The organism is Nocardia sp. CA-129566, from assembly GCF_050956075.1.
In the GTDB taxonomy this organism is placed as follows: Bacteria; Actinomycetota; Actinomycetes; order Mycobacteriales; family Mycobacteriaceae; genus Nocardia.
In genome coordinates, this window is sequence record NZ_CP192085.1 from 6,473,546 (window position 1) to 6,496,504 (window position 22,959).

General features: G+C 66.2%; 23 protein-coding genes. 13 read left to right on the top strand and 10 right to left on the bottom strand.

The features are described from left to right. Nucleotides 1-28: 28 nt before the first annotated feature. The 7 genes from ACQP0C_RS28400 to ACQP0C_RS28430 all read left to right on the top strand — a co-directional run bounded on the left by ACQP0C_RS28400 (nucleotide 29) and on the right by ACQP0C_RS28430 (nucleotide 6,492). Complete coding sequence (locus ACQP0C_RS28400; RefSeq protein WP_433724809.1) at nucleotides 29-1,264, top strand: erythromycin esterase family protein; 1,236 nt, start codon at nucleotides 29-31, stop codon at nucleotides 1,262-1,264. Between the two features lie 526 nt (nucleotides 1,265-1,790). Continuing rightward, complete coding sequence (locus ACQP0C_RS28405) at nucleotides 1,791-2,759, top strand: alpha/beta hydrolase (protein ID WP_433724811.1); 969 nt, start codon at nucleotides 1,791-1,793, stop codon at nucleotides 2,757-2,759. 130 nt (nucleotides 2,760-2,889) lie between these two features. Beyond that, complete coding sequence (locus tag ACQP0C_RS28410; protein ID WP_433724813.1) at nucleotides 2,890-3,672, top strand: SDR family NAD(P)-dependent oxidoreductase; 783 nt, start codon at nucleotides 2,890-2,892, stop codon at nucleotides 3,670-3,672. 95 nt (nucleotides 3,673-3,767) lie between these two features. Continuing rightward, on the top strand, nucleotides 3,768-4,058 hold the full coding sequence (locus ACQP0C_RS28415; protein WP_433724815.1) for a DUF427 domain-containing protein: 291 nt from the start codon (nucleotides 3,768-3,770) through the stop codon (nucleotides 4,056-4,058). Between the two features lie 50 nt (nucleotides 4,059-4,108). Then, entirely contained in the window at nucleotides 4,109-4,876 is a 768-nt protein-coding gene (locus ACQP0C_RS28420) for an alpha/beta hydrolase (RefSeq protein WP_433724817.1), read from the top strand. A gap of 25 nt (nucleotides 4,877-4,901) precedes the next feature. Then, nucleotides 4,902-5,420 (top strand): hypothetical protein, encoded by a 519-nt coding sequence (locus ACQP0C_RS28425; RefSeq protein WP_433724819.1) that lies wholly within the window; start codon nucleotides 4,902-4,904, stop codon nucleotides 5,418-5,420. 43 nt (nucleotides 5,421-5,463) lie between these two features. Continuing rightward, complete coding sequence (locus ACQP0C_RS28430) at nucleotides 5,464-6,492, top strand: hypothetical protein (protein ID WP_433724821.1); 1,029 nt, start codon at nucleotides 5,464-5,466, stop codon at nucleotides 6,490-6,492. Nucleotides 6,493-6,530: 38 nt separating this feature from the next. Here the strand turns inward: ACQP0C_RS28430 and ACQP0C_RS28435 are convergent, their stop codons facing one another. From ACQP0C_RS28435 to ACQP0C_RS28460, 6 genes are all read right to left on the bottom strand, one after another. After that, nucleotides 6,531-7,304 (bottom strand): ESX secretion-associated protein EspG, encoded by a 774-nt coding sequence (locus ACQP0C_RS28435; protein WP_433724823.1) that lies wholly within the window; start codon nucleotides 7,302-7,304, stop codon nucleotides 6,531-6,533. A gap of 15 nt (nucleotides 7,305-7,319) precedes the next feature. Next, nucleotides 7,320-8,585 carry a hypothetical protein gene (locus tag ACQP0C_RS28440; RefSeq protein WP_433724825.1) on the bottom strand — a complete coding sequence of 422 codons (1,266 nt, stop codon included), beginning with the start codon at nucleotides 8,583-8,585 and terminating at the stop codon, nucleotides 7,320-7,322. 737 nt (nucleotides 8,586-9,322) lie between these two features. Further along, nucleotides 9,323-11,827 (bottom strand): phenylalanine--tRNA ligase subunit beta, encoded by a 2,505-nt coding sequence (gene pheT / locus ACQP0C_RS28445; protein WP_433724827.1) that lies wholly within the window; start codon nucleotides 11,825-11,827, stop codon nucleotides 9,323-9,325. 31 nt (nucleotides 11,828-11,858) lie between these two features. Then, on the bottom strand, nucleotides 11,859-12,917 hold the full coding sequence (gene pheS / locus ACQP0C_RS28450; RefSeq protein ID WP_433724829.1) for a phenylalanine--tRNA ligase subunit alpha: 1,059 nt from the start codon (nucleotides 12,915-12,917) through the stop codon (nucleotides 11,859-11,861). Nucleotides 12,918-13,075: 158 nt separating this feature from the next. Then, the gene (locus tag ACQP0C_RS28455) at nucleotides 13,076-13,480 is read right to left on the bottom strand and encodes a hypothetical protein (protein WP_433724831.1); all 405 of its coding nucleotides are present in this window, start codon (nucleotides 13,478-13,480) and stop codon (nucleotides 13,076-13,078) included. A gap of 838 nt (nucleotides 13,481-14,318) precedes the next feature. Next, a complete protein-coding gene (locus ACQP0C_RS28460; RefSeq protein WP_433724833.1) occupies nucleotides 14,319-15,743 on the bottom strand; it encodes an MFS transporter in 1,425 nt (474 codons plus the stop codon). 105 nt (nucleotides 15,744-15,848) lie between these two features. On the opposite strand from ACQP0C_RS28460, the gene ACQP0C_RS28465 reads away from it, so the two are divergent. Continuing rightward, nucleotides 15,849-16,430: a TetR/AcrR family transcriptional regulator gene (locus ACQP0C_RS28465; RefSeq protein ID WP_433724834.1), complete on the top strand. Its 582-nt coding sequence runs from the start codon at nucleotides 15,849-15,851 to the stop codon at nucleotides 16,428-16,430. An 82-nt stretch (nucleotides 16,431-16,512) separates the two neighbouring features. Beyond that, on the top strand, nucleotides 16,513-16,758 hold the full coding sequence (locus tag ACQP0C_RS28470) for a hypothetical protein (protein WP_433724836.1): 246 nt from the start codon (nucleotides 16,513-16,515) through the stop codon (nucleotides 16,756-16,758). A 65-nt stretch (nucleotides 16,759-16,823) separates the two neighbouring features. Here the strand turns inward: ACQP0C_RS28470 and ACQP0C_RS28475 are convergent, their stop codons facing one another. The 4 genes from ACQP0C_RS28475 to infC all read right to left on the bottom strand — a co-directional run bounded on the left by ACQP0C_RS28475 (nucleotide 16,824) and on the right by infC (nucleotide 19,110). Next, entirely contained in the window at nucleotides 16,824-17,621 is a 798-nt protein-coding gene (locus ACQP0C_RS28475) for a TrmH family RNA methyltransferase (protein WP_433724838.1), read from the bottom strand. A 38-nt stretch (nucleotides 17,622-17,659) separates the two neighbouring features. Next, nucleotides 17,660-18,040 carry a 50S ribosomal protein L20 gene (gene rplT, locus ACQP0C_RS28480; protein WP_354960377.1) on the bottom strand — a complete coding sequence of 127 codons (381 nt, stop codon included), beginning with the start codon at nucleotides 18,038-18,040 and terminating at the stop codon, nucleotides 17,660-17,662. Between the two features lie 129 nt (nucleotides 18,041-18,169). Beyond that, complete coding sequence (gene rpmI, locus ACQP0C_RS28485) at nucleotides 18,170-18,364, bottom strand: 50S ribosomal protein L35 (protein WP_328411703.1); 195 nt, start codon at nucleotides 18,362-18,364, stop codon at nucleotides 18,170-18,172. 59 nt (nucleotides 18,365-18,423) lie between these two features. Beyond that, the gene (gene infC, locus ACQP0C_RS28490) at nucleotides 18,424-19,110 is read right to left on the bottom strand and encodes a translation initiation factor IF-3 (RefSeq protein ID WP_433734681.1); all 687 of its coding nucleotides are present in this window, start codon (nucleotides 19,108-19,110) and stop codon (nucleotides 18,424-18,426) included. A 341-nt stretch (nucleotides 19,111-19,451) separates the two neighbouring features. Here infC and ACQP0C_RS28495 point away from each other — a divergent pair, with 341 nt between their 5' ends. The 4 genes from ACQP0C_RS28495 to ACQP0C_RS28510 all read left to right on the top strand — a co-directional run bounded on the left by ACQP0C_RS28495 (nucleotide 19,452) and on the right by ACQP0C_RS28510 (nucleotide 22,943). Beyond that, nucleotides 19,452-19,805 (top strand): DUF1844 domain-containing protein, encoded by a 354-nt coding sequence (locus ACQP0C_RS28495; protein ID WP_433724840.1) that lies wholly within the window; start codon nucleotides 19,452-19,454, stop codon nucleotides 19,803-19,805. A 67-nt stretch (nucleotides 19,806-19,872) separates the two neighbouring features. Then, nucleotides 19,873-20,493 (top strand): TetR/AcrR family transcriptional regulator, encoded by a 621-nt coding sequence (locus ACQP0C_RS28500; protein WP_433724842.1) that lies wholly within the window; start codon nucleotides 19,873-19,875, stop codon nucleotides 20,491-20,493. Between the two features lie 46 nt (nucleotides 20,494-20,539). Next, the gene (locus tag ACQP0C_RS28505; RefSeq protein WP_433724844.1) at nucleotides 20,540-22,087 is read left to right on the top strand and encodes an FAD-dependent monooxygenase; all 1,548 of its coding nucleotides are present in this window, start codon (nucleotides 20,540-20,542) and stop codon (nucleotides 22,085-22,087) included. Nucleotides 22,088-22,235: 148 nt separating this feature from the next. Continuing rightward, nucleotides 22,236-22,943, top strand: coding sequence for an alpha/beta fold hydrolase (locus tag ACQP0C_RS28510; protein ID WP_433724846.1), 708 nt, complete (start codon nucleotides 22,236-22,238; stop codon nucleotides 22,941-22,943). Nucleotides 22,944-22,959 lie beyond the last annotated feature (16 nt).

Sequence of the window (22,959 nt, forward strand, 5' to 3'; positions counted from 1 at the left end):
GGACGTTCGTTCACTGTAGGAGGGCATCATGTCGCATCCGACATCCGACACCGTCGAGGTCACGCAATGGATCCGGGAAACGGCCCACCCGTTGGGCGTGGTGGAGGCCGACGCGCCGCTTTCGGATTTGAATCCGCTGGCCGAGCGGGTCGACGCCGTGGTCGTCGCCGGTGTCGGCATGACCACCCGGGCCGGACACGAACTCTCCACAGCCGTCCACCGGGTGTTGCGAATACTGGTGGAGCGCAAAGGCTTTCGGGCTCTGGCACTGCTCGATGACGAGATCGTCGTGGCAGCCATGGACGAGTACACGCGCACCGGCGCAGGGAATCCGCGGGAACTCCTGCAAGACGCCTGGATTCCGTGGCGCAATGCCGAGACGCTCGCCGTGCTGGAGTGGGTGCGCGACTTCAATCGCACGCACCGGGACGACCCACTGCGGCTGTTCGGACTGACCTCGGAGGCCGCGAAGCCATCGCACTACGCGCAGGTGTCGGCCTTCGTCGAAGCCGTTGCACCACAACGTCTCGGCGAGCTGAGTTCGCACTACGATCCGATCGTCACCGCTCATCGGTTGGGCGAGCACATTCAGCGCGCCAACGGCACCCATCCCGGCCGCCCGTTCGTCGATCACGCCAAAGATGCACTGGCACTTGTCGAGTCATTGCCGGATGCCACCGAACGCAAACCCGCTGCCCTGGCCGCAGCGCGCCTGATCGTCCGGTATCACGAATTCAGCACCGCGTCCGGGCGCCGCGATTTCGCCGCGGAGGCTGCGGACGCCGCGGACCGGATCGCCGACTGGCACGACCGCACCGGACACCACATCGTGTATTGGGAAGGAGTGTCGAATACGGCCGTCGCGGAGCGACTTACGGTGGCGGCGATGTCGCAGGAGTTTCCGACGACAGGTTCGCTGCTCCGGAAACGCTTCGGTGCCGGGTACCTCTCACTGGCCGTTGGTTTCGATCACGGCGAGGTTCGAGCTGATCTCGCAATCCCCGCACCGTCCGAGGATTTCGCCGACACCGTGCTCGACCTCCCCGAACGCGAGAGCTATCTCCTCGACCTGCGCAATCCGCCCGCGGGCGCGGTGCGGCGATGGCTGCACCAACCGAGCAAATTCCGCCTCATCATCGGAACCTACAACCCGCGTCACGATGCCGACCACTACATCGCCGGAGCCGGACTAGGTGACTGGTTCGACATCCTGCTCCGAATCCGCACCATCACCCCCACGCACCCACTCGACCCCGCGCACTAACCGCCATCTCCTCGCACACGGCAAGCATCCGCACATCGCCATCAGCGGGAATTCGAACGCGGTCGATGAACTGATCACCATATCTTGCTGGGGCACAGAGGAATCACCACAAAATTGAGTCTGCGGGGCGATGGCCACACTGTGAGACAACCCGAACGCAGCAGGTCGAGACGGGGCAGTGGTCACGACTTTGGAACTGTACAGAAATACGGCTCAGCAGCCTCGGCCACACGCGAACCGGGCTACACCGTTGGCCGATGTCACGGACACGAACGAATCCAATTGCACCGCAGGCTGTTTGCGTTGCCGCCCGATTGCGGAATACGACATTGCGCGCGCGGGTGCTCCACTGATCCCGAAATCTGAAACCCGACTTCTTCACCGGCGGTGGGAATCCGACGCTGCCGGTTCCATGGCATTGTCGACGCGAAATGTCACGGCCTCCTACGGGGGCCAACCGGCGATGAGGGTTTGCAGCATGGATTTGCGCATATCGGTACTGCGAGGACGCCGACGCTACCGGCGGATGGTATCTGTCGCCGCGGCCGTGGTCGTAGCGGTCGCGCCGCTGTTCGTCGTCGCTCCGCAGGCGAACGCGAACGCCGACGCCGTCGTCGAGCGAATCGAGCGCACCTCCGCACAGCAATGGCAGATGTACGTTCGCTCCCCCGCGATGAAGCGAACCATCCACCTCGATGTGCTGGTGCCCGCGAACCAATCGGCACCCCGCCCGACCTTGCTGCTGCTGGACGGTAACGGGGCAACGGAATCCCAATCGGCGAGCACGTGGACGCTGCGCGGCGGCGCCAAGGAATTCTTCGCCGACAAGCCGGTCAATGTGGTGATGCCGGTCGGCGGCGGGGGCACCTACTACACCGACTGGTTGCAGGATGATCCCAAAATCGGACACCAGAAGTGGGAAACCTTTCTCACCTCGGAGCTGCCACCGCTGATCGATCGTGAACTGAAAGGCAATGGCGTCTACGCCATCGGCGGACTTTCGATGGGAGCGGGAGCGGCCGCCATTCTCGCCGTGCGGCACCCCGATATGTTCCGAGCCCTCGCCGCCTTCAGCGGTTGCTACTCCACCGACGGTGTCGGACAGTTGTCGGTGCGCCCCGTCGTCGAATCGAAGGGCGGCAACCCGGACAATATGTGGGGCACCGCAGGCAACCCGGAGTGGGCAGCACACGATCCGAGCAAACACCTCGACACGCTGCGCGGCAAACCGGTCCACCTGTACGTGGGCACCGGCGTACCCGGTCCGGATGACGCCCCGTTCGACGATCGCTGGTCGTGGCCCAACGACCCGATCCGATCGAACGAGATCGAACAGGTCTCGCACGACTGCACTCTCGCCCTCGCACCCGCCATGAAACTCTTCGGCGCCGACCTCTCCCTCGACTACGCCGCCATCGGCGTCCACTCGTGGCCGTACTGGAAGGCCGCCCTCCCGAAATCCTGGCCAGCCCTGAAAGCAGGTCTCGGCGTATAGCCGAATATCCGAGCGCCCCGGTGGTGCGCTCGGCCGCTGACCGTTAGCCCGAACCACTGCTCAGCAACGTTCCCGCCCTGTCGGCCATATCTCTCATCCCTACGGCCACCCTGTGGAATCGTTGATTGCCATGGACATGCATCTCAGGGACAAGATCGCTGTCGTCACCGGCGCGAGCAAAGGCATCGGCCTGGCAATTTGCCAGGCGTTCGCCGCCGCGGGCGCATACGTCGTGGCCGGAGCCCGGCACAACAGCCCCGAACTGCAAGACCTCGAGGCAGATGGGTGGGCGACCTTCGTCGCCGTCGACCTTGCCACCGCGGACGGCCCAACGACCCTGGTGGCCACGGCGGCCGAACAGGGCCGCGTGGACATCCTGGTCAACAATGCGGGCACGGTGGTGCCGCATATGGGCGGGTTCGTCACCGTCACCGACGACGACTGGAACGCCGCGCTATCGCTGGGACTGATGTCGGCCGTTCGCACCACCCGGGCAGCCATCCCACACATGCTGGAGCATGGCGGGTCGATTATCACGATCGGATCCGTCAATTCGGTGCTGCCCGATCCCAGCATCATCGACTACACGGCGACCAAAGCGGCCTTGGCCAATCTCACCAAGGGCCTGTCAAAGGAGTTCGGGCCGAATGGGATTCGTGCCAACACGATAAGCCCGGGGCCGGTGTCCACCGATCTGTGGCTCGGCACCGGCGGCATGGCGGCCCAAGTCGGTGCGGCGAGCGGCAGCAGTCCGGAGGATGTCGTGAAGTCGGTGGGCGCGGCGGCTGCGACAGGGCGATTCACCACACCTCGAGAGGTCGCCGATCTGGCCGTCTTCCTGGCCAGTGACCGTTCCGCCAATATCACCGGCTCCGATATCCGCATCGACGGCGGATATGTCACCACCCTCTAGAGAGACCGTGCGGGAATACGGCGGGTGTGGTTTGGGTTACACCCCCTAGCCGTGATGTGTGGGCGGCGGAATCGAGTGCGACAGTGGGAGATTCGATGAGCATACGAGCGGTGTGGAACGGCATTGTGTTGGCCGAGAGCGATGACACGGTGGTAGTTGAGGGCAATCACTACTTTCCGGCAGGGTCGCTGAATACCGAGTATTTCCGGGACAGCGATACCCATACCGTCTGCGGCTGGAAGGGGCTCGCGTCCTATTACACGGTGGAGGTCGAGGGCACGAAGAATCCGGATGCCGCGTGGTACTACCCGGATCCGAAGCCGGAGGCCGAGCAGGTGCGCGATCGAGTCGCCTTCTGGAAGGGCGTCGACGTCGTCGAGGCGTAGTCCGGGCAGTCGGCGCGCACAGGTGGCGTGCACCGAGTAAGAACGATGGCATGCGACACCCCGCAAGCCCGATCCTCAATGCGCTGACCTTCATGCCCGATCGGCAGGTCGTGCAGACGCCGTCGATCCTCGACCTGGACTACACCGAGCTGTCCATCCCGACAACCGACGGCGAGACGCTGCACGGCTGGTGGGTGCCCGCCGAACGCTCGGTCGGGCATGTCCTGTTCGCGCACGGCAATGCGGGCAATATCGGCGACCGGGTGCCGATCTACGCGCTGCTCACCCAAATCGGTTTGGACGTACTGACTTTCGACTATCGCGGCTTCGGCCGCAGCACCGGGCGGCCCACCGAGCACGGCACCTATCGCGACGCCCACGCGGCCCGGCGGGCGCTGCTCGATCAGCCCGGCGTCGACCCGGAACGCGTGCTCTACCTGGGGAAATCGCTCGGCGGCGGCGTACTGCTCGAGCTGGCCACCGAACATCCGCCCGCCGGACTGGTGCTGATGTCGACCTTCACCGGCCTGCGCGACGCGGCTCGCTCGGTATATCCATTCCTGCCCGGCCCGCTCGTTCCGGACGCCTACCCGAGCCTGCGCCGCATCCGCAAACTGCGCGCCCCCGTGCTGATCATGCACGGCGACCACGACGAACTCCTGCCGCTGCGCCATGCCGAGCGCCTGTACGAGGCCGCGTCCGAACCGAAACAACTGGTGATCTTCCCTGGCGCAGGCCACAACGATCTGGTCATCTCCACCGAAGTCTCCTGGATCGATCTCATCCGCGCCTGGACCGGCGAACTGCTCACGACCTGATCGCGGTCGTGCGTAGCCTGGCGATATGAGTGAATTGGGTGAGATCACCGCACGGCTCGCGGCGTTATCCGATGACGAACTGCTTTCGGTGCTCGGCACTGCCACCGCCGGACGAGCGCGGCTCGCCTGGGTGCACACCGCGGTCGTCGAGGCCGCTGGCCTCGGTCATATGGGATCCGATACGACTGTGAGTCCCGCCACTTCAACGCCGCAGACACATGATCAGGAATCCGATGCCGCGACATCCGGCCAGGTCGGAGGCGTTTTTCCGGTACCGGCGGTACCGGTACCACCGACCGGTATTCCGTCCGGCCCCGAGGTGGGCGGATATTCCTCCGGCGGAGTCCCTACCTTCGAGTCAGTTCGCGATAAGGTCGAGCAGCGCTTCGGCACCGCGCAGGGGATGGGCGAACTCGACCGGCAGACCCCGGCGGGCCGCAGTGCCGACGAACAATGGGAGGCGCGCGAGAAAGCCGCGCGTGAGCGTCTGGAACAGATACGGAAATCGTTGCACGGCAACGACGTCGAATCGAACGATCCGTAAGCTGGCCGAGCGCGACGGACTATGAATGTGATGGTGGAATTCGATGAGCGAGCCGCGTGAGATCGCCGAACGGCTTCTCGATGCCCAGGTGGATTTCCTGCTGGCCGAGGTGAGCGGCGACCGATTCACCGAGGTCGTCGCCCGTGACGTGGAATCGGTGATCGGGGTGGCCGACACCCTCATCTTCCGCGACATCGTGGAGATCGACCAGGCCAAGGAGACGGTCCGCACCGTTATCGACCTGATCGGCGGCAGCCCGGTCATCGCGGACATGGTCGGCGTCTTCGCCGACTCGATCTACGACAATATCGCCGCGAACAATGACTACACCCTCGGCCAGGTGGTCGAGCGCGAACCGGTCGAGGCGCTGCTGGAGAAGATCTTCGGCATGCACCAGGCGCAGGAGCGCATCTTGGAGCGGCTCACCGAGAGCCCGCTGGTCGCCACCGTCGCCTCGAAATTCGTCGACAAGCTCATCTCCGATTTCATGGAGGCGAACAAGCAGATCGCGGGCAAGATTCCGGGTGTCTCCTCGCTGATCTCCATGGGCCAGTCGGCGGCCAAAACCGCCAAGAAGGCCACCGAGAGCACCTTCATCGGCGATATGGCGGGCAAGGGCGCGGTCTTCGCACTCAAGCGCACCAACAATGCCATCCGGGAGATGTTGCGCGACGCTCCGGTGCACGATGCCGCGATGGAGTTCTGGGACCTGCACGCCGATGAGCCGGTGAGCGGCCTGCGGGACTACCTGACCCAGAAAGATCTGAACGAACTGGTGCTGCTCTGCTACGAGATCGCGGTAACCACCAGGGAGAAGGAGTACTTCGGGTTGCTCGTCGACGAATGCGTGGACGTCTTCTTCACCAAGTACGGCGATTACACGCTGGCCGCGATGCTGCCGGAACTCGGCCTGTCCGGCGACGATATCGCCAAGGAGATCCTGCGCTACGGTCCCGCCGTAATCGAGGGTGCGAAGCGAAATGGCGTGCTGGGCAAGCTGATTCGCGAGCGACTGGAGCCGTTCTACACCTCCGATGTGGTGCTCGGGATTCTGGCCGAGGCCAAGGGCTGAGGCCGAAATTCCCCGCGTCCGGTGGGCGCGGGGAACCCTCAGGGGGCCAGATGATCGCCGTTGCGGACCTCTTCGACAGTACGGCCGATCATTTCGCGTAGCGTGGCGGTGATGCGCTGACGATCCGTCGGCTTCACGATCACATTCCGACTGCCGAAACTGACATAGCGGCCGTCATTTTCGAAATCGGTGATCTGAAAGTCCTTGCGGCCCTTGGTATGCCGATTGTCCACACTGCCGAACGGGTATACCCCGACGTGCACGGTGGCCGAGGTCGGCCGACGGAAGAACTTCTCGAACTCCTCGCGCACCGTCGGACGCCACGCATCGCGCACCACCGGCGGCGGCTTCTCCAGCTCCTCGATCGGGACCTGCATCGGTTTACCCTGTCCCGCACGGCATTCCGGCAACACATCGACCACGGCGGGGACCAGATCCTCGACCGTCAGCAACAGCAGGTCCACCGCCCCGCCATGTTCGTGATCGAGGCCGGGCTGCTGGATCGCCAGCGCGGCGTGCTGGAAATGCACACCACCGTGCGCCCGGATCTTCCGCTCGTTGCGCGGACCGTGGAATCCGGCCACCTCCACCCGAGCCTCCGGTGCCAGCAGCACCTCGACGGCCCGCACCAGATCCTCGTCCAGTTGCGGCATCACCACCTCGGCCGCGGCCCGGCGCAGCCGATCCGAATCCTCCTGAAAGACCTCGGTGGAGCGATGTCGCAGCGGATACGGGAGCACGTCCCGTCCGGTCGACTCCCAGAGCACCCGGAATTCGAGCGCGGTGAATCGCCACCGCCGCGCGGTTGTCATGCGGTCTTCCTGTTCCTACTCGCCGATGACCGGCGGGACCGACTTCGGCGCATTGGCGAGCCCGGTGAGCTCTTCGCCGTTCTGCTGGTTGATCAAGTAATCGGGGATGCCCTTGGTGGACTCGTTCTCGTCCTTGCCGCCGCGATTACCGGGTGAGCCCATACCGGACATACCGTTGCGGCCCGTGGTCGCGGCGGTGGTCGCGGCCGCCGCGGTGGTGGCGGCGGTGCCGGTGGGTGTGCCGGTGACGGTTCGGCCCGGCGACTGGCTGGTCGTGCCGGGGGTGCCGCTCGGGCTGCCCGAGCGGATCGGCGAACCCGTGGTGGTCGGCGTTGTCGTCGACGACGGGTTGGTCGCGGTGGTATCCGGCTTCGTCGAAGTCGGCTCGGTGCTGGTGGTCGAGGAGGGTGTCGTCGAACTATCCGTCGACTGCGTGCTCGACGGATCGGTGGACGGACTCTGGTCGGTGGGCTTGGGCTCCTGCTTGTCCGTCGGCTGAGTGCCCACGTCCGTACCTGGGCTGCCACCAGGGCTGTTGCCCGGCCCGCCGCCGGGAGTTCCACCCGGCTTCGTCGTGGGGTTGTCGGGTTTGGGGATGACCGGGACGTTGGTGTCGGTCTCCTCGATGACCGGCGCGTAGACGGTGCGCAGCACCCGGACCGCCTCGGCATGTGCGGTGCCCTCGGCCTCATCGTTGTCGCGCCAGCCCCGGCCCGCGATCCAGTGCCTGGCATTCTCGACATTCGAGCGCAGTTCGGGAGCGTGCGGCACCAGGGCCTTGGTCGGTTCCAGACCGGTCTTTAGTTCGGCGACCTTGCTGCCGGTCAGTTTGGCGGCATTGGCGAGCTGCACCGCCTGGGTGCTGTAATCCCCGACGGCCTTGGCGACGGCATTGCGCGAGGCACCCTTCCAGATGCCTTCATCGGTCGCGCGTTCCATCGCCTTCTTGAAGGTATCCAACGAGGTCTCGGCGCGTTTGCCGATCTCATTCCAAGCGGTCGCGAGATTGTCGACCGCGGTGATATCGATCTTGTCGACCTTCTCGCGCAGCTCTGCGGTCGACGGCTGATCGAAGTCGTCGCGGCCCTTCACCGAACGCGGTCGGTAATCGCCCTGGAAGCCGATGCCATTGGCGGCGCTGCGAACACCGTCGCGCTGCTGGTTGTATTTGTTCTGCACGCCCGCCGGATCGACGCCCGGCTGACGTTGCTCACCGGCGATCCAGTCGGTGAGACTTTCCAACATCGCGGACCCGAGATCACCTGCGCTCCAATTGAACATGCCGAATCCCATGGATCAACCGCCCATCGATCGCAGCATCAACGTCACTCGGTGCGCCATCCCCACCCTCTCGACCGTCCGGAGGTCCTTACCGTATCAAACGGTATCCCCAGCTGCCGCGCGCCGAATCCTTCTCAGCACTGGTGCTAGAGCCCCAGTCGATCACCGTCTGCGCCTGGCGTTTCGGTTCCCGTGCGCGGCGGCGGTGTCCCCATGCCCATCGCCGAACGTGAACGCAATGCCGAGCAGCAACGCCCGGCAGTTCATCCGCAGGGCTACCGCTAGGCCGCCCCGGTAGCCGCCGATAAACAGTGGTCGCCTTGCCATTTGGAACAGCCGACCCCCGGTCGATCCTGCGCATCACCTAGCCGAGAATGTCCTTAGAGTTGTTGTCCAGCCTCTGCTGCTTCTCTTCCGCCCAGGAGTCGACCGAGCGACTGCCGCATGCGCCGACCGTAGGGCGCCACGGCACTGAACAACGTCGCATCGTCGAAGATCGCGGCCCGGATCTGCCCTCGGACCCATTCGCGACCAGCCCGAGGAGATCGCGGATGACCGAGTGGTGGACCGACGCCGAACTCCGCGCACGTCTGGCCGACCTGACGTGGGCATTCGTCCCGGACACCCCGCAAGGTCCGACTCAGGCGGCCAGCGGACCCCGCCCGCACGGTAATGCCCTGAGCCACAACGCAAATCGGCCCCGGACGGCCATACCGTCCGGGGCCGATATCAGCCGATTACCCGCGCAGCACCGCGCCGACCGCGTCGGCGGCCGCGGCGACCGCCGAGTCGCGGGCCGCACTCGCCTCATCCTCGGTGAGCGTGCGGTCGGAGGCGCGGAAGCGCAAGGCGTAGGTGAGCGACTTGCGTCCCTCGCCCGCCTGCGCGCCCTCGTACACATCGAACAGGGCAATATCCTCGAGCAGCGCACCGCCGCCGGTGCGCAGCGCCGATTCCACCGAGGCGGCGGGAACGGTCTTGGCCACACTCACCGAAACGTCCTGCAGCACCGCCGGGAACGGGGAAACCACTGGGACAGGCCGAGATTCGCGCAGCGGCAGCGCATCGAGATCGAGTTCGAGGGCGCAGGTGCGCGGCGGCAGTCCGGCACGTTCCAAGACCGCCGGATGCAATTCGCCCGCGTGCCCGATGATCTGGCCATCGACCACCAGTTCGGCGCACCGTCCCGGATGCCACGGCAGATACGAAGCCGTGCGCCGCTCGATCGTCACACCCGCCGCATCACCGATCGTGTCGGCGAGCGCGAAGGCATCGGCGGCCTCGGCCGGACGTCCCGCACCCCACGGCCCGCGCGGTTCCCGGCGACCGGTGAGGACAGCGCCGATATGCACCGGCTGCGCGGGCAGCGAGTCGAGCAGTTCGGTGATCTGTTCGTCGGTGGGGCGGCGATCCACCGGCAGCACGTCGACCGCGCGCACGTTCGGGCCGGGCTGCACCACCTGTGCGATGCCGAAGATCGCGAGATCACGCGCACCGCGAGAGATATTGCGCGAGGCCACTTCCAGCAGACCGGGCAGCAGTGTGGTCGCCAGTTCCGGGCGCTCGGTATCGAGTGGATTCAGCACCCGCGTGGTGTTGCGGCGCGAGTCGTCGGCATCCAGGCCCCAGGTATCGAACACCCCGGCCGGGAGGAACACCGGCGGCGGCACCTCGACACATCCGGCGAAGGCCAGCGCCCGGCTCACCGCACGACGACGCCGCTGCCCGGCGGTCAGACCACGTCCGGCCGGCGCGGTCGGAATGACCGACGGGATCTGCTCGAGCCCTTCCAGGCGCAGCACCTCTTCGACGAGATCCGCGGGCTGCGCCAGGTCGGGCCGCCAGCTCGGCGGCGTGACCACCAACTGCCCGTGTCCGCTGGCCTCGTCGACACCCACCTCGACCGTGCACCCGATCTGCGCGAGGCGGCGCGCCGAGGTACCGGTCGGGTAGACCACGCCCGCCACCCGATCGGCGAGATCGATATCGATCCGGATCGGCGGTACGGCCGGCACCGGCACCCGCACGTCGGTAAGCGCGGATTCCACAGTGCCACCGGCGATTTCGGCCAGCAGGTGGGCGGCGCGATCGAGTGCGGCGACATTGATCTCCGGATCCACGACCCGCTCGTAGCGCTTACCGGCCTCGGAGACCAGCTTGTGCCTGCGCGCGGTGCGGTAGACCAGCAGCGGGTTCCAGGTGGCCGCCTCGAGCACAATATCGGTCGACCCGACGCCGACTTCCGTTGTCGCACCACCCATGACACCCGCAAGCGAAATGACGCCGGAATCGTCGGCGATCACCACGTCCTCGGCGTCGAGCACCCGCTCGACCTCGTCGAGGGTGCGCAGCGTCTCACCCTTGTGGGCGGTCCGCACGACCAGACCGCCCTTGACCTTGTCCGCGTCGAAGGCGTGCAGCGGCTGGCCGAGCTCGAGCATCACGTAGTTGGTGACGTCGACCGCGGGCGAGATCGGGCGCACACCCGACAGCAGCAGTCGGCGCTGCAACCACCAGGGGCTCACCGCATTCGGATCGATGCCGGTGACCCGGCGGACCGCGAAGCGGGTGCACTTGGACTCCGGTTCGAGCCGGACCGACCACGCCTGCTGCTCGTCATCGGGCAGGATCCGCACCGCGGGATCGGCGTATTCCAGATCGAATCCGCACGCCAATTCGCGCGCCAGACCGCGGGCCGAGAAGCAATAGCCGCGGTCCGGCGTGATGTTCAGCTCGATGACCGTATCGTCGAGCCCGAGCAGCTCGTTGGCGTCGGTACCGGGTTCGGCGGTACCCGGCTCGAGCACCAGGATGCCCGAATGATCCTTGCCGATACCGAGTTCGGCGACCGAGCAGATCATGCCGTTGGAGGTATGCCCGTAGGTCTTACGCGAGGAGATCTGGAAACCACCGGGCAGCACGCCACCGGGCAGAACCACGACCACCAGATCGCCGACGGCGAAATTGGTTGCGCCGCAGACGATCTCCTGCAGGTCCGGGTTGCCGACATCGACCTTGCAGAACCGGATCGGCTTCTTGAACTCGGTCAGCTCGGTGATCTCGGCGACGCGGCCGACCACCAGCGGCTTGTCGACATCACCGGTCACCCGTTGGAGCTTGTCGACCTCTTCGACCTCCAAACCGACACGGACGAACCCGGCGTCGAGCTCCTCCGGCGTCACCGACCACTCGGGGGTGGTCCGGCGGATGATGTCCGTCAGCCAGGACTGCGCTACTCGCACTTGACGTTTCGCTCTCTCGATGGATGGAGGGTCAGGACCGGATACCGAAGGGCAGCGTGAACCGCACGTCGCCCTCGACGATGTCGCGCATGTCCGAGATGCCATTGCGGAACTGCAGCGTCCGCTCCAGCCCCATGCCGAACGCGAACCCGCTGTACACCTCGGGATCGATCCCGCTGGCGATCAGCACTTTCGGGTTCACCATGCCGCAGCCGCCCCATTCGACCCAGCCAGCGCCGCCCTTCTTGTCCGGGAACCACACATCGACCTCCGCCGATGGCTCGGTGAATGGAAAGTAGTTGGGGCGCATACGAGTCCGCGTATCCGGCCCGAACAGGGCGCGGGCGAACGCGTCCAGGGTGCCGCGCAGATGCGCCATGGTCAGGCCCTTGTCCACCGCGAGCCCCTCCACCTGGGAGAAGACCGGGGTGTGGGTGGCGTCGAGCTCATCGGTGCGGAATGTGCGGCCGGGGCACACCACATAGATGGGCAGTTCGCGCTCGAGCAGCGAACGCACCTGGACCGGGGAGGTGTGCGTGCGCAGCACCTGGCGCGAACCCTCCGGCGCGATGTGGAAGGTGTCCTGCATGGTCCGGGCCGGATGGTCGGGCAGGAAATTCAGCGCGTCGAAGTTGAAGTGCTCGGTTTCGACCTCGGGCCCCTCGGCGACCTCCCAGCCCATCGCGACGAAGACATCGGCGATCTGCTCGGAGATAACGGTGATCGGATGTCTGGCCCCGACAGCGGCCCGGCCCGCGGGCAGTGTCACATCGATCGTCTCGGCGACCAGGACGGCGGCGTCGCGCTCGGCGAGCAGCACCGTGCGGCGCGATTCGAAGGCCTCCGACACTCGGGCCCGCGCGACATTCACGCGCTTGCCCGCATCCGCCTTCTCCGACTTCGGCAGGCCACCCAGTGCGCGCTGTGCCAAGGCCAGCGGCGCCTTACCGCCGAGATGCTCGGTCTTCGCGACCGCGAGCGCATCGAGATCGGCGGCCGCCGCAAACGCCTTCTCGGCCTCCGCCGCGGCAGCGGCCAAAGCCTCCTCGGTCAGCGCTGCGTTCTCGACTCCATCGTTGTCGTCGGCCACGATCGTTCGTCTCTCCCCTGGGGATCGGTTCGCGGGTCCGCGTGATTGCCTACCCACATTGCTGCTGGTCGAATCGTATTCGATGCGCCGCAGGCAATTCATCCGGATTACCGCCGCGTCGCGTGCCGAGCGGGTACCGCCACGAGCCCGCGCAGAGTTCACCCAGGCCAGCGCCCGTGCGGCGGCCCGAGCCACTCTCGGGCCGACGGGGCGTACAGCAGACCGACGACGAAACAGACAATCGCACCGATCACGATCCCGTAGATCAGATCGCCGGCCAGCAAGAGTCCGATCGCCGCGAGCAACAACGGCAATTGGATGACGATCGCGATAACGCGCAACAGCCCCCATCTCCGGCCGACGATCACCGCCACCCCCGCCAGAAAGACCACCATCCCGAGCGCCATCAACCAGTAGATCTGAATGGCGATACCCGAATCGCGACCGATCGCCGTCGCCGCCATGGCCACCAACCCCGCCCCTTCCACCGCGATCAGCCCGCCCGCCACCCGCACCACAGCGGGAACGTGCCCCCGCAGCACTTCACCCTTTGGGCTCGCCACACCGCGAGTCTACCGATAGCACTCGAGCATTACCGCAGGTCGCGGAATATCCACAGCTCCGACCTCATACGCACCACCCACGCTCGATGGGGCCGAGCGCTCGCGCTGGATGGACACGATCAAACCCTGACGGCGCGTCCACCTAAGGCGGCCCGCAACGCCGACCTGTGCGCACGAATTACCGCGCCGGGCCACCGAGGTGTGAGCGCACCGCACTGACGGCCACGCGCAAATGCGGCCGCCCCAAGACGACAGCGATATCGAAGTACGCCACGCGAGACCAGGGAGGGGACGGCACCGCCGATCGGGGCGCGGCGGACGATCGCGCAAGCAGCGGCACGCCCGCACCACGAGGGACGACCACACGCGAATGCGGCCGCCCCCAGCGATGAGCCCAGAGCGGACACATGGTCTCGATCAGCGAATGATCAACTCGTGGCGTCGATCAGAGCGGGCGGCTGAACCCGCCGCGCGCCGATATGGAAGTACGCCGCCAGCGACCTGAGGCGGCCCGCAACGCCGACCCGTGCGCGCGAATTACCGCGCCGAGCCACCCAGGTGTGAGCGCACCACAACGCGCAAAATGCGCCCGCCCCGGGCGACAACTCCACGCCTGATGCAGGGGCTCGATCGGCAGTTGATCAACCCACGGCATCGAACATCGCTTGGCGGGAGAACCAGCCGCCACCGAAGTGCGACCGCCCGCAGTCAGCACCTCAGTCAGCCCGCGCCGATCCTCGCAAGGCAACACAAACGTCCACACCACAGGGGACAACCATGCAAGTGCGCCCGCCCCGGGCGAACGGCCCGGGGCGGGCGCACGGTCTCGATCAGCGGATTACTGTGCGGATTCGATGCGGCTGGGCAGGAGGCAGGAGAGCACAGCGCCTGCCGCGACGATCGCGGCACCGACCCATAGGGCCGGGCTCAGGCCGTCGACGAAGCTCTGTGGGCTGGTGTAGGAGCCGTGGGAGGCGAAGACCGATGCCAGTACCGCGACACCCATGGCGACGCCCACTTCGCGGATGGTGCTGTTGGTGCCCGAGGCCATGGCGCGATCCTCCGGACTCGCGCTGGCCATCACGACCGTGGAGCTGGGCGCGAACGTCAGGCCCATGCCGATGCCGCCGAGCAGGAACGGCCCGACGAAGGCGCCATAGCTCGCATCGACCGAGGTGATGGCAGCCATCCAGCCCAACGCCACCGCCAGCAGCGCCTGCCCGGTCGCCAGCAGCGTCCGCGCGCCGACGCGGTCCACGATCAGACCGGCGAGCGGAGCGACCACCATCGGCGCCATCGTCCACGGCATGGTGCGGATACCGGACTGCAGTGGCCCATAGCCCTGGACGACCTGGAAGTACTGCGCCAGCAGGAAGATCGAGCCGAAGACGCCGACCGAGAAGGTGAAGCCGGTCGTATTGCTCACCCGGAAGGCGCGGGAACGGAACAGCCGCAGCGGCAGCATCGGATCGGCCGTACGCAACTCCCAGACGATCAACGACCCGAGCAGCACCGCTCCGCCGATCAGCGTGGCCAGCACGCCGGTCGAGGTCCAGCCGTCATCGGCACCGTGGATCACGCCCCACACCACCGCCAGCACACCGCCCGCGGACAGCACCAGCCCGAGCGGATCCAGCCGCTTGGCCCGGCCGTGCGATTCGCTGAGCACCCGCGCCGCGAACGGCAGCACCAGCAGGCCGATCGGCACATTGATCCAGAAGATCCACTGCCAGCTCAGCCCCTCGACCACCGCGCCGCCGATCAGCGGGCCGAGTGCGACGCCGAGTCCGGAGATGCCACCCCAGATGCCGATGGCGGCGCTGCGCATCCGCTCGGGCACGGCCGATGACAGCAGGGTCAGCGATAGCGGCATCACCGCGGCCGCGCCGAATCCCTGCACCGCCCTTGCGGCGATCAGCATCCACGGTTCGGTGGCCAACGCGCAGGCGGCCGAGGCCAGGGTGAACAGCGCGATACCGGAGAGGAAGACCCGGCGGCGGCCGAGCCGGTCGCCGATGGATGTGGCCGTGAGCAATAGCGATGCGAACGACAGCGTGTAGGCGTTGACGAACCACTGCAGATCGGCCAGCGACGCGCCGAGTTCGGTGCGGATCACCGGCAGCGCATTGGTCACCACCAGGTTGTCCAGCGTGACCATGAACATCGGCAGGCCGACGGCGGCGAGTACGGCCGCGAATCGGCGTCCGCCCAGGCGCGGTTCGGCAAGGACCGGTGGGGCGGAGGTTTCGAGAGTCTCGGACATGTTCCAGCCTTTGTTGTAATCGACTGATAACTAACGACCTCCGAAGAGTATGCATCGACTGATAACATGTCAAATGCAAGCGGCCGACCGACGAAGTGGAGCCCGATGGCGAGTGCAGCCCGTACCCGAATGACCGCCACCGAACGCAGCGAGGAAGTACTGCGCGCGGCCATCGCCGCCTTTGCCGAATCCGGTTACGCCGCAACGAAAACCGATGAGATCGCGCGCCGCGCCGGCGTCTCGCAGCCGTATGTCATCCGCCTGTTCGGCACCAAACAGCAACTGTTCCTGGCCGCATCGCACCGAGTCTGCGACCGCATCGTGGACGTCTTCCGCGCGGCCGCCGCCGAGGGCATCACACCCGACGCCACGGCGAACGAGAAGATGCGCGCACTGGGCAAGGGCTACAACACGTTCCTCACCGAACGCGAACTACTCCTGGTGCTGCTGCAGTCCTTCGCCGCCTCCTCCGATCCGGCCATCGGCCCCGCCGTCCGCGAACGCTTCGGCGGCATCTACCGCGTGATCCAAGAGCTCACCGACGCATCGGTCGAAGAGATGCGCCACTTCCTCGGCACCGGCATGCTGCTGACCGTGATGACCGCCATGGGCGTCACCGGCCCCGATTCGGTCCAAGTCTGCTGGGCCGAAGACGTCCTCGAAGACCTCCGCGTCAACGGCAACTAACACTGCCCCACAACCCATCCCACCCGTCGGACGCGCTCCGCCGGCAACTCACACGTAGCCAGGGAGCTCACACGTAGCCAGGATGTCACGATGTTGCTCAGCAGCTCACCGCGGTCGTCAGCGAAGGCTACACACCGGCGGACGAGAAGATGCGCGGCTGGGCAAGGGCTACCGAACGTTCCGCACCGAACGCGAACTACTCCTGGTCCTGCCGCAGTCCTTCGCCGCCTCCTCCGATCCGGCCATCGGCCCCGCCGTCCGCGAACGCTTCGGCGGCACCTACCGCGTGAGCTGGCGCACAGCCAGGAAGCTGGCGCATAACCAGTGACACCCTCGCACAAGCTATGCCCTGTGCGCGGCAACAACGAACTGTGCGCGACCGGATCGGGCTGGTTAGTTCGCGTAGCGGGCGCGGGAGTTCGCGTAGAGGCAGATCGACGCCGCCGTGGCCAGGTTCAGGCTCTCTGCGCGGCCTCGAATGGGGATCCGGACCCGGTGGTCGGCGCGGGCGGCGACCGACGGGTCCAACCCGTGGGCCTCGTTGCCGAACAGCCAGGCGACCGGGCCGGTGAACAAATCGTCGGCATCGTCAAGGTCGACCTCACCATCAGCGGCGGTGGCCAGGATCGTGATCCCCATTGCCGCAAGGGCATCCAGGGTTTCCCCGACATCCCGGCTACGCGCGATCGGCACATGGAACAGGCTGCCCGCGCTCGCTCGCACACACTTTCCGTTGTGCGGGTCGACGGTCTCCCCCGCCAGTACCACACCATCGGCGCCCACCGCGTCGACCACCCGAATCAGCGTGCCCGCGTTACCCGGTTCGGCGATCTCGACCGGCACGGCCAGCATTCGCGGCCCTGCCTCCAGCACCTCGTCGAGCGGCACGTCGATCAGCTCGCATACCGCGACAAGCCCAGGGGCGGTGACGGTTTCACCGAGATGCTGCGCCGCCCGGTCACTCACCAGCGTGGTCCGCACCCCCAGACCGACGGCCGAGGCAACCAGTTCGTGCTCGCGCACCGCGGCACCGTTCGAGTAGAACAGCTCCCGCACCCGCCCCGTATCCAGCGCAGCCGCAACCGAATTCGCGCCCTCGGCGAGGAACAGTCCGCTCTTGCGGCGGGCAACGGCGCGCTGGAGCTTGACAGCGGAAACGACCCGCGGATTGTGCTCGGAGAGCGCGTCCACGGGTCGTTCCGAATGCTGTGTTGTCACGCAGCGGCGAATCAGGCAGCCGGGGCGTTGACGTCCTGCGGGAGGGCGGCCTTGGCGACGGCGACCAGACCGGCGAACGCCTCGGCGTCGGAAACGGCGAGCTCGGCGAGGATCTTGCGGTCCACCTCGACACCGGCGGCCTTCAGGCCCTGGATGAAGCGGTTGTAGGTGATGTCGTTGATGCGCGCCGCGGCGTTGATGCGGGCGATCCACAGCTTGCGGAAGTCACCCTTGCGCGCCCGGCGGTCCCGGTAGGCGTAGGTGAGCGAGTGCAGCTGCTGTTCCTTGGCCTTGCGGTACAGCCGCGAGCGCTGGCCACGGTAGCCCTTGGAGGCCTCGAGAACGGAACGACGCTTCTTCTGAGCGTTGACGGCCCTTTTGACGCGTGCCATGGGTCAGTCCTTTTGAGATCTAGGGAGCGCATGCGTAGCGCCCCGAAAATTGGTCGGTGGTCGGCGTCCGGAGTCCCGGTCGCGCGGGTGCTTACCTTTCGAGCGACCTATCGACGGTCGCTTGCGGTCTCAGAGACCGAGCAGGCGCTTGACGCGAGGGACGTCAACAGACGCGACGGACTCCGTGCCGTCCAGACGACGAGTCCGGCGAGTGGACTTGTGCTCGAGCAGGTGGCGACGGTTCGCCTGCTGACGCAGCAGCTTGCCACGGCCCGAAACCTTGAATCGCTTCGAGGCGCCGCTGTGGCTCTTCATCTTCGGCATGGATTCCTCTATCTGTCTCGTACCGGTGGCCCTCGCGGACCACCGGTTTCTGATCGGTATTACTGCGGGTCGGCCGGCGCGGCCTGCTCGGCTGCCGGCGCGTCCGCAGCCGGTGCGGGAGCGGCCGGCGCCTCGGTGGCGGCGGGACGCGGTGCCCGCGAATCCTCCTGCGCCTTCACCCGCGTCTTCGCACCCTTGTGGGGCGCGAGGACCATGGTCATATTGCGACCGTCCTGCTTGGCGGAGGTCTCGACGAAACCCAACTCGGCGACGTCGGAGGCCAGACGCTGCAGCAGTCGGAAGCCCAGTTCGGGGCGCGACTGCTCACGACCGCGGAACATGATCGTCACCTTGACCTTGGACCCCGCCTCGAGGAAGCGAACGACGTTGCGCTTCTTGGTCTCGTAGTCGTGGTCGTCGATCTTGGGACGGAGCTTCTGCTCCTTGATCACGGTCTGCACCTGGTTCTTGCGAGACTCGCGCGCCTTCTGCGCCGTCTCGTACTTGAACTTGCCGTAGTCCATGATCTTGCAGACCGGTGGACGGGCATCCGGCGCAACCTCGACCAGGTCGAGGTCCGCCTCGAGGGCGACGCGTAGTGCATCTTCAACACGCACGATCCCAACCTGTTCACCACCCGGTCCGATGAGTCGGACCTCGGGAACGCGGATGCGATCGTTGATGCGGGTCTCAGTGCTGATGGGGCCTCCTAGGTCAAGCGGTGTCGTCCGACGACCGCACGCAATAACGGCAACCCCTTTTCAACACAAAGGCCCCGGTGCGGTATTCCGCCTCGGGGCCCGAGTCGACCGGCCTTCGACCACGAGCGTGCTCGCGTCGACCTTGTCCGTGACGATCCTCGAACGAGGACCCTCCGCACAAGAAAACCGCCCTCGGAAGGGCGGATGACCGGACCGTTTAACCTCTACGATCACTCGTCGGCAACGGTGGGAGTCGGGCTCCACTTATCGGCCCCGAGCAAGCCCGGGGCGGTCGTCAGCGGAAAGTCTAACATTCCCGCTCGCTATCGCCGAATCGCCCCGCCCCGCCGCGCGCGCCCGCCCACCACGATGCCATCCTCGTGCACATGAGTGACGAGGCAGTATCCGACGCGACCGACGTCCGCGAGCTGGCCGATATCCCGGCGGTCGAGATCATCAGCCGCGCCGCGATGATGTTGATGAGCGCGGCGGCGGAGAAGCTCGGCCTCGCCGACGAGGATCCGGACAACAGCCCACGCCGCGATCTGGACGAGGCGCGTCGCCTGATCACCGCACTCGCCGGACTGGTCACCTCGTCCATCGAATACTTCGGGCCGCACGCCGGTCCCTACCGTGACGGTCTGAAGTCGCTGCAACTCGCCTTCCGCGAGGCCTCGGCACATCCGGATGAGCCGGGCAAGGGGCCGGGCGAGAAGTACACCGGTCCGGTCCACGCCTAGCAGGCGCAAAAATTTTGCCCAACGGGAAACATTGCCCGCTGGGCAAGTTTCGCTGTACGCTGGTGTCATGCCAGATGAGCAAATCCTCGGTCTTCGGGAGCGCAAGAAGCTCGACACCCGCAAGGCGCTCAGCGATGCGACGCTCGAGCTGGCATTCGAACGCGGACTGACCAACATCACCAGAGAGGACATCGCGGCCCGCGCGGGCGTGTCGGTCCGGACCTTCAACAACTACTTCACCGGTAAGCACGAGGCGCTGGCCTATCGGCAGACCGAGCGGATCCAGCGCAGTCTCGTCGCGTTACGGAATCGACCCACCGACGAGCCGCTCTGGACCGCGATCACCGCGGCGATCCTCGAGCCCCTCGAAGCCGACGGCGCCGGGGACCACCCGCCGACGCCGCAGCAACTGGCGGTTATTCGCGAATTGCTCGAGGCTCCGGAGACCCGGACCGCGGTGTCCAAGGCGGTATCCGACGACTGGATCGAGGCGATCGCGGCGCGCACCGGAACCGACGCGACCCGGGATCTGTATCCACGCCTCGTGGTCGGCGCGATCGGCGCGATCTACCAGGCCGCCACCGCGACCTATGTCTACGCGGATCCACCGATATTGCTCACCACACTGCTACGACAAGCCATCGGCGAGGTAGTCGCGGGACTGCCCGCGCCTTCCGTCGACGACTGACTCACCACACACCCACTCATCACAGGCAACAAGAGGTGTATTCGTCATGCCCGAAAACTCTTTCGACGTAGTCATTTCCGGTGCCGGGCCGAACGGGCTCATGCTCGCATGCGAACTCGCATTGGCCGGCGTGCGTCCGATCGTGCTGGAGAAACTGAGCGAGCCCAGCGCCGAGCCGAAGGCGAACGGCCTCGTCGGCCAGGTGATTCGGCTGCTCGACATGCGCGGGCTGTACCACGAATTCGGCGGCGCGCCGGGCGCTCCCCAACCCATGCCCGGCTATCTGTTCAGTGGGATGCCGGTGTCATTCGCCGAAGTCGCGAACAATCCGATGTACGCGCTGCTCATTCCCCAGCCGAAACTGGTTCGCCTGTTGGAGAAACGGGCCCGCCAACTCGGTATCGAAATCCGTTGGGGCCATGAGCTGACCGATCTGGTCCAGCAGGACGGGAGCGTGACCGTCACAGTGACCGGTCCCGATCGCCAATATGACCTGACCACCACTTACTTGGTCGCGGCCGACGGCGGTAAAAGCTTCGTTCGCAAACACACCGGAATCGAATTCCCCGGCAGCACAAATGCATCCAAGTTGGTCCGGATGGCGCACGTGAGCCTGCCAGAGGAGCTGCGCACCGGAGACGGCGGCATCATGATTCCCGGCCTCGGGCGACTTCCCTTCGGACACAACCGACTCGAACGGGGCATGTTCATCTTCGCAGAACTCGAACACGGTCGCCCGTTGATCGCAACCATGGAGTTCGACGGCGATCCGGTACCGGAGGACACTCCGATGACCCTCGACGAACTGCGCGCGAGTGTGCAGCGGGTACTCGGCGTCGACCTGCCGATCGCGCCACCGACCGGATCCGGCCCGCACGCCTTGCGCCGGACCGAAGGCCAGAACACTCGACTGGCCGAACGCTATCGCGACGGAAATGTGTTCCTGCTCGGCGATTCCGCCCACGTGCACTCCGCGATGGGCGGCCCCGGCCTCAATCTTGGGCTGCAGGACGCGGCCAATCTCGGCTGGAAGCTCGCCGCACAGGTGAACGGTTGGGCACCCCCGGAACTGCTGGACACCTATCACTGCGAGCGATACCCGGTCGGCGAGCGCGTGATGATGCACTCGCTGTCCCAGCTCGCACTGATGGCGCCCGGCCCGGAGGTCACCGCGCTGCGCGAGTTCATGGGCGAACTGCTCAAAGCACCGGAAAATGCCGCACATATCGCACATCTGCTCGCCGGGACCGATATCCGCTACGACATCGGCGATCCACACCCGCTGTCCGGACGCATGGTCCCCGAACTGCCCATCGAAACCGAAGGCCGACAGACGCGCGTCACCGACCTGCTGCGCGAAGCACGGCCGGTGCTGCTCGTACTGGCTGACGACACCGGCTTCGCCGACATCGCCGAGCCCTGGCGCGATCGAGTCGACACGGTGGTCGCGACCAGTCCCGACGCCCCCGCCGACGCCCTGCTCATTCGACCGGACGGGTATATCGCGTGGGCGGCCAGCACGGCCGGACAACCCGATGCCGATCGGCTCGTGAGCGCGCTGACGCGCTGGTTCGGCGCGCCTCTGACCGCCTGAGCCGAATCCGTATCACGGAACAATCTCGCCCGGCCGATTCAGTTCACATCATGAACGATGAAAGGCATTCATCGCGTGGATATCTCGATGATCGGACACACTGCTGGGAAATTGTGTTTTCGGAGGTTCGGCATGCGATGCTCACGCGATGGCACGCATACTTCTGATTCCCGGATTCTGGCTCGGCGCGTGGGCATGGGACGACGTCGCGAATGATCTGCGCGGCCGGGGTGACGATGTGCTGGCGCTGACCCTGCCCGGACTCGATCCGGACGACAACGACCGGCTCGACGCCACCCTGGAGATGCAGTCACAGGCCATTCTCGACGCCATCGCCCCGGATGAAGCAGTGGTGGTCGTCGCGCACTCGGGCGGCGCGGCGGCCGCCTATCTCGCGACCGATACCGCCCCGGAACGCTTCAGCCGCGGTATCTATGTCGACGCCGCTCCGCTCCCCAATGGATTCATCCTCAATTCCGCCCTGGACGAGTCGGTTCGCGAACTCGCACTGCCGGATTGGGGTCGGTTGGAGGCCGAGGGCAATAGCCTCACCGGACTGGACGAGGCGTCCCTGGCCCGGTTCCGCGAGCGCGCCGTCTCCGAACCCGCCGGGGTCGCCGCCGCTCCCCTGCGACTGAGCGATTCACCTGCGCGCCATGCCATCCCGACCACGGTCATCTGCAACAGCATCACCGCCGACCTGGTCAAGAAACTCCGCGACGCGGGCCAGGAACCGATGTTCGCCGAGTTGGCGAAGATCGACGCCGAATACCTGGATCTCCCCACCGGCCACTGGCCGATGTGGTCCAGATATAAGGAACTCGCCGAACTGATCCATACGGTCGCGAACCGCTGAGGGTTGGCCGCAACCA

What these genes read in the sequence shown, in the direction of transcription:
- ACQP0C_RS28400 (WP_433724809.1), top strand. Translation starts at nt 29, where the DNA reads ATGTCGCATCCGACATCCGACACCGTCGAGGTCACGCAATGGATCCGG.
- ACQP0C_RS28405 (WP_433724811.1), top strand. Translation starts at nt 1,791, where the DNA reads ATGGTATCTGTCGCCGCGGCCGTGGTCGTAGCGGTCGCGCCGCTGTTC.
- ACQP0C_RS28410 (WP_433724813.1), top strand. Translation starts at nt 2,890, where the DNA reads ATGGACATGCATCTCAGGGACAAGATCGCTGTCGTCACCGGCGCGAGC.
- ACQP0C_RS28415 (WP_433724815.1), top strand. Translation starts at nt 3,768, where the DNA reads ATGAGCATACGAGCGGTGTGGAACGGCATTGTGTTGGCCGAGAGCGAT.
- ACQP0C_RS28420 (WP_433724817.1), top strand. Translation starts at nt 4,109, where the DNA reads ATGCGACACCCCGCAAGCCCGATCCTCAATGCGCTGACCTTCATGCCC.
- ACQP0C_RS28425 (WP_433724819.1), top strand. Translation starts at nt 4,902, where the DNA reads ATGAGTGAATTGGGTGAGATCACCGCACGGCTCGCGGCGTTATCCGAT.
- ACQP0C_RS28430 (WP_433724821.1), top strand. Translation starts at nt 5,464, where the DNA reads ATGAGCGAGCCGCGTGAGATCGCCGAACGGCTTCTCGATGCCCAGGTG.
- ACQP0C_RS28435 (WP_433724823.1), bottom strand. Translation starts at nt 7,304, where the DNA reads ATGACAACCGCGCGGCGGTGGCGATTCACCGCGCTCGAATTCCGGGTG.
- ACQP0C_RS28440 (WP_433724825.1), bottom strand. Translation starts at nt 8,585, where the DNA reads ATGTTCAATTGGAGCGCAGGTGATCTCGGGTCCGCGATGTTGGAAAGT.
- ACQP0C_RS28460 (WP_433724833.1), bottom strand. Translation starts at nt 15,743, where the DNA reads ATGTCCGAGACTCTCGAAACCTCCGCCCCACCGGTCCTTGCCGAACCG.
- ACQP0C_RS28465 (WP_433724834.1), top strand. Translation starts at nt 15,849, where the DNA reads ATGGCGAGTGCAGCCCGTACCCGAATGACCGCCACCGAACGCAGCGAG.
- ACQP0C_RS28470 (WP_433724836.1), top strand. Translation starts at nt 16,513, where the DNA reads ATGTCACGATGTTGCTCAGCAGCTCACCGCGGTCGTCAGCGAAGGCTA.
- rplT (WP_354960377.1), bottom strand. Translation starts at nt 18,040, where the DNA reads ATGGCACGCGTCAAAAGGGCCGTCAACGCTCAGAAGAAGCGTCGTTCC.
- rpmI (WP_328411703.1), bottom strand. Translation starts at nt 18,364, where the DNA reads ATGCCGAAGATGAAGAGCCACAGCGGCGCCTCGAAGCGATTCAAGGTT.
- ACQP0C_RS28495 (WP_433724840.1), top strand. Translation starts at nt 19,452, where the DNA reads ATGAGTGACGAGGCAGTATCCGACGCGACCGACGTCCGCGAGCTGGCC.
- ACQP0C_RS28500 (WP_433724842.1), top strand. Translation starts at nt 19,873, where the DNA reads ATGCCAGATGAGCAAATCCTCGGTCTTCGGGAGCGCAAGAAGCTCGAC.
- ACQP0C_RS28505 (WP_433724844.1), top strand. Translation starts at nt 20,540, where the DNA reads ATGCCCGAAAACTCTTTCGACGTAGTCATTTCCGGTGCCGGGCCGAAC.
- ACQP0C_RS28510 (WP_433724846.1), top strand. Translation starts at nt 22,236, where the DNA reads ATGGCACGCATACTTCTGATTCCCGGATTCTGGCTCGGCGCGTGGGCA.